General features: G+C 71.2%; 4 protein-coding genes. All 4 read left to right on the forward strand.

The features are described 5' to 3' along the window. On the forward strand, window positions 1-1688 hold a 1688-nt coding region (locus C1J00_RS39210), incomplete at its 5' end, for a S8 family peptidase (protein ID WP_102913645.1). Between the two features lie 280 nt (window positions 1689-1968). Next, window positions 1969-2616 carry a ScbR family autoregulator-binding transcription factor gene (locus tag C1J00_RS39215; protein WP_102913646.1) on the forward strand — a complete coding sequence of 216 codons (648 nt, stop codon included), beginning with the start codon at window positions 1969-1971 and terminating at the stop codon, window positions 2614-2616. Between the two features lie 145 nt (window positions 2617-2761). Then, window positions 2762-3946: a damage-control phosphatase ARMT1 family protein gene (locus C1J00_RS39220; RefSeq protein WP_102913647.1), complete on the forward strand. Its 1185-nt coding sequence runs from the start codon at window positions 2762-2764 to the stop codon at window positions 3944-3946. Window positions 3947-4014: 68 nt separating this feature from the next. Continuing rightward, window positions 4015-4209 (forward strand): hypothetical protein (locus C1J00_RS39225; RefSeq protein ID WP_146046349.1); only part of this gene is annotated, 195 nt, incomplete at its 3' end.

The raw sequence follows: 4209 nt of genomic DNA on the forward strand, positions 1-4209 counted from the left end.
GCCCGGCCGCCGTCCCCGCCGCGCAGACCGAGGCCGCCCCCGGCGTCCAGGCCGAGCGCCTCATCGTCGGCTACAAGTCCGGCGCGAGCGAGGCCAAGTCCGACAAGGCGGCGGTCGCCGACGCCGAGTCCAAGGCCGAGAAGACCGGCGAGGAGATCGACTTCCAGCGCCGCCTCGGCACCGGCGCCGCCCTCGTCGAGCTGGGCAGCGACCCCACCCGTGCCTCCGTCGCCGACGTCGTCGCCCAGTACCAGGCCGACCCGCAGGTCGCCTACGTCGTCCCGGACCGTCTGAACAAGCCGACGGCCGTCACCCCGAACGACACCGACTACGGCAAGCAGTGGGACCTGTTCGAGTCCACCGCGGGCATGAACGTCCCCGGCGCCTGGGACACCACCACCGGCAGCGGCGTGACCGTCGCCGTCATCGACACCGGTTACGTCGCCCACTCGGACCTGGCCGCGAACATCGTCGGCGGCTACGACTTCATCTCCGACACCGCCGTCTCCGTCGACGGCAACGGCCGTGACAGCAACCCGGCCGACCCGGGGGACTGGTACAACGCCAACGAGTGCGGCCCGGGCATCCCGGCCTCCACCTCCTCCTGGCACGGCACCCACGTGGCCGGCACCATCGCCGCCGCCACCAACAACGGCAAGGGTGTCGCCGGTATCGCCCACGGCGCGAAGATCTCCCCGGTCCGCGTCCTCGGCAAGTGCGGCGGCTACGACTCCGACATCATCGACGCCATCACCTGGGCGTCCGGCGGCAGCGTCTCGGGCGTGCCCGCCAACACCAACGTCGCCAAGGTCATCAACATGAGCCTCGGCGGGGGCGGCGCCTGCTCCAGCGCGACCCAGAGCGCCATCAACGGCGCCGTGAACCGCGGCACCTCGGTCGTCGTCGCGGCCGGCAACGAGAACCAGAACGTCTCCAACGCCTCCCCGGCGAACTGCAACAACGTCATCACCGTCGCCGCGACCAACCGCGCCGGCAGCCGTGCCTCGTACTCCAACTACGGCTCCCTCGTCGACATCGCCGCCCCCGGCGGCGAGACCAGGACCTCCAAGGCCAACGGCATCCTGTCCACGCTGAACTCGGGCACCAAGACGCCGTCGAGCGAGAACTACGACTACTACCAGGGCACCAGCATGGCCGCCCCGCACGTCGCGGGCCTCGCCGCCCTGATGAAGTCGGCCAACTCCGCCCTCACCCCTGCGCAGATCGAGTCGGCCGTCAAGGCCAACGCCCGTGCCCTGCCGGGCACCTGCTCCGGCGGCTGCGGCGCGGGCCTCGCGGACGCCGCCAAGACGGTCCAGGCCGTCAAGGGCGGTACGCCCACCGGCACCACGTTCTCCAGCACCACCGCCGTCGCCATCAGGGACAACGGCGCCGCGATCGAGTCGCCGATCAGCGTCACCGGCCGCAGCGGCAACGCCCCCTCGGCCCTCCAGGTCGGCGTCGACATCACCCACACCTACCGCGGTGACCTCGTCATCGACCTGGTCGCGCCGGACGGTTCGGCGTACCGCCTGAAGGCCGCCTCCTCGGACTCCGCGGACAACGTGAACACCACCTACACGGTGAACGCCTCCAGCGAGGCGGCCAACGGCACCTGGAAGCTGCGCGTCCAGGACACCGCCGCCCAGGACACGGGCACCCTCAACGGCTGGAAGCTGACCTTCTGATCCTCCTTCGGGAACGCTGAACGAGGCAGGCCACGAACGGGCGGGCCGGCCGGTGCGGATGGGGCACCGGCCGGCCCGCCTTTACGTCCGGCCCCGAATCTCCCACAGTCAGATACCGAACGTGCTGTTTTCTTTCACCAGTTACGCTTGTTTTGCCGGATGTGCACCCGCACTCCGGCACACTGGTGTGATGAGCGCCGTCTCAGGGTGAGTTATCGTGTACGGGGGGTAAAAACAAACGGCATGACCCGTTCATTTCCGTCCCGGGAGAGTTCAGCCGATGGCGAGGCAGTTGCGAGCCGAGCAGACCCGCTCGACGATCATCACGGCCGCCGCTGACCTGTTCGACCGTCGCGGCTACGAATCGACCAGTCTCAGCGACATCGTGGAGCACGCGCACGTCACCAAGGGCGCCCTGTACTTCCACTTCGCGGCGAAGGAGGATCTCGCCCACGCGATCCTCGAACTCCAGTCGCACACCGCCCGCCGGCTCGCGACGGACACGGACAACCGCGGCCACACCTCCCTGGAGGCGCTGATGCGCCTCACGTTCGGCATCACCCGCATGTCCGTCGAGGACCCGGTGCTGCGGGCCGGGCTGCGGCTCGCCACGGGAGGAATCCGGCCCCGGCCGCCCCTGAGCCACCCCTTCACCGAGTGGCTGGACATCGTCACGGCCCGGCTCGTCGGCGCGGTCAAGGAGTCCGACGTCCATCCGGACATCGACATCGACGTCGTGGCCCACTCGTTGGTCTGCTTCTTCGTCGGCACCCGTGTCGTGGGCCGCTCCCGCGAGCCGGTCGCCCGCCAGCCCCGCCGGACGGCCGAGATGTGGAACATACTCATCCGCGGCCTGGTCCCGGTGACCCGCCGAGCCCGCTATCTGAGCCTGGCGGCCCGCCTGGAGCGGGAGATCGCACCGGTGTGACCGGGGCGGGCCCGGCGACGGGGCCCGTGCGGCGGGAATGCGCATCAGCGCTGCGTACACGCCCATCCCCGCGACGGGCACGCGCATTGACCGGGGCGGGGGCACGCGCATCGGCGCGACGCACGTGCGCGTTACCGTGAGACCCATGCCCGACACCCCCTCCGCACCCCTGCTCCTCGGCAACCAGCCGGGCTCCTTCCCCCACAGCGTGCTGGCCGAGCGGCACCCCGCCATCATCAAGCAGGTCCGCGAGGCCTTCCCGTACGAACCCGGGCAGCACCGCGCCCTCGACGAACTGCTCGCCAACTGCACCGAGGGCGAGATCGAGCCACTCCCCGCCGACGCGCACGACCGGCACCACTGGGAGACCTGGGGGCTGCGCGAATACACCGGCCGCTCCTGGTTCGACGTGCCGTGGCTCTGGTCCGAGAGCTGGTTCTACCGCCGGCTGCTCGAAGCCGTCGGGTACTTCGGCCCCGGCCCGTGGCAGGGCATCGACCCCTTCCGCCCCTTCAAGCTCGCCGAACTCGACTCCGCCGAGACCGACGAGGAACTCGCCGCGCTCGACGACCTCGCCGGCCGCCCCGCCGCCGAACAGGAACAGGCCCTGCTGCACGGCTCCCTGTGGGGCAACCGCGCCGACCTCGGCTTCCGCCTCTCCGCCGAGGGAGCGCGGACCGCGGACGCCGCGCCCGGCCTGGTCGCCGACGACAGCGACCGGCTCCGGTCACTGCTGGACGGTGAAGGCGGGGGAACGCTGTGCCTGGTCGCCGACAACGCGGGCCGTGAACTCGTCCCCGACCTCCTGTTCATCGCGCACCTGCTGCGAAGCGGCCGTATCGGACAGGCGGTCCTGCACGTCAAGCCGTATCCCTACTACGTCTCCGACGCCACCACCGCCGACGTCGTCGACGCCCTGCGCCGGCTGACCGGGGCCCGGGGAGCGGCCGCCGCGTACGGGCGGCACCTGTGGTCCGCCCTGGGCGACGGGCGTCTCACCCTGCGCGCCCACCCCTTCTCCAGCGGCCCGCTGCCGTACGCGGAGATGCCCGGCGACCTGCGCGCCGAGTTCGCCCCGGCCGTCCTCACGATCGTCAAGGGCGACCTCAACTACCGCCGTCTGGTGGGCGACCGGCTCTGGGACCCCACCACACCGTTCGCCGACGTCGCCACCTGCTTCCCCGGCCCGGTCGCCGCCCTGCGCACCCTGAAGTCCGACGTGATCACGGGCCTCGACGCGCACACCGAGGCCGCCCTGGTCGCGGCGGAGGACCAGCGCTGGCGCACCAGTGGCACGCACGCGCTGATCCAGGTACGGGACGCCCCCTGATTCACGCGATGGTGTGATCATGTGCGACTCGGTGGATGCCGTTGCGGGGCGCCGGGTAGGGCCCGGCCATGACGCAGCCGTTCGAACTCCCGCACTTCTACCTGCCGCATCCCGCGCGGCTGAACCCGCATCTCGACGAGGCCAGGGCGCATTCGACGGAGTGGGCGCGCGAGATGGGCATGCTGGAGGGATCCGGAGTCTGGGAGCGGGCCGACCTCGACGCGCACGACTACGGCCTGCTCTGCGCCTACACCCACCCCGAC

The organism is Streptomyces cahuitamycinicus (assembly GCF_002891435.1).
Classification (GTDB): Bacteria; Actinomycetota; Actinomycetes; order Streptomycetales; family Streptomycetaceae; genus Streptomyces; species Streptomyces cahuitamycinicus.

Bases quoted from the DNA above. Each gene is read 5' to 3' on its own strand.
- C1J00_RS39215 (WP_102913646.1), top strand. From the start codon at position 1,969: ATGGCGAGGCAGTTGCGAGCCGAGCAGACCCGCTCGACGATCATCACG.
- C1J00_RS39220 (WP_102913647.1), top strand. From the start codon at position 2,762: ATGCCCGACACCCCCTCCGCACCCCTGCTCCTCGGCAACCAGCCGGGC.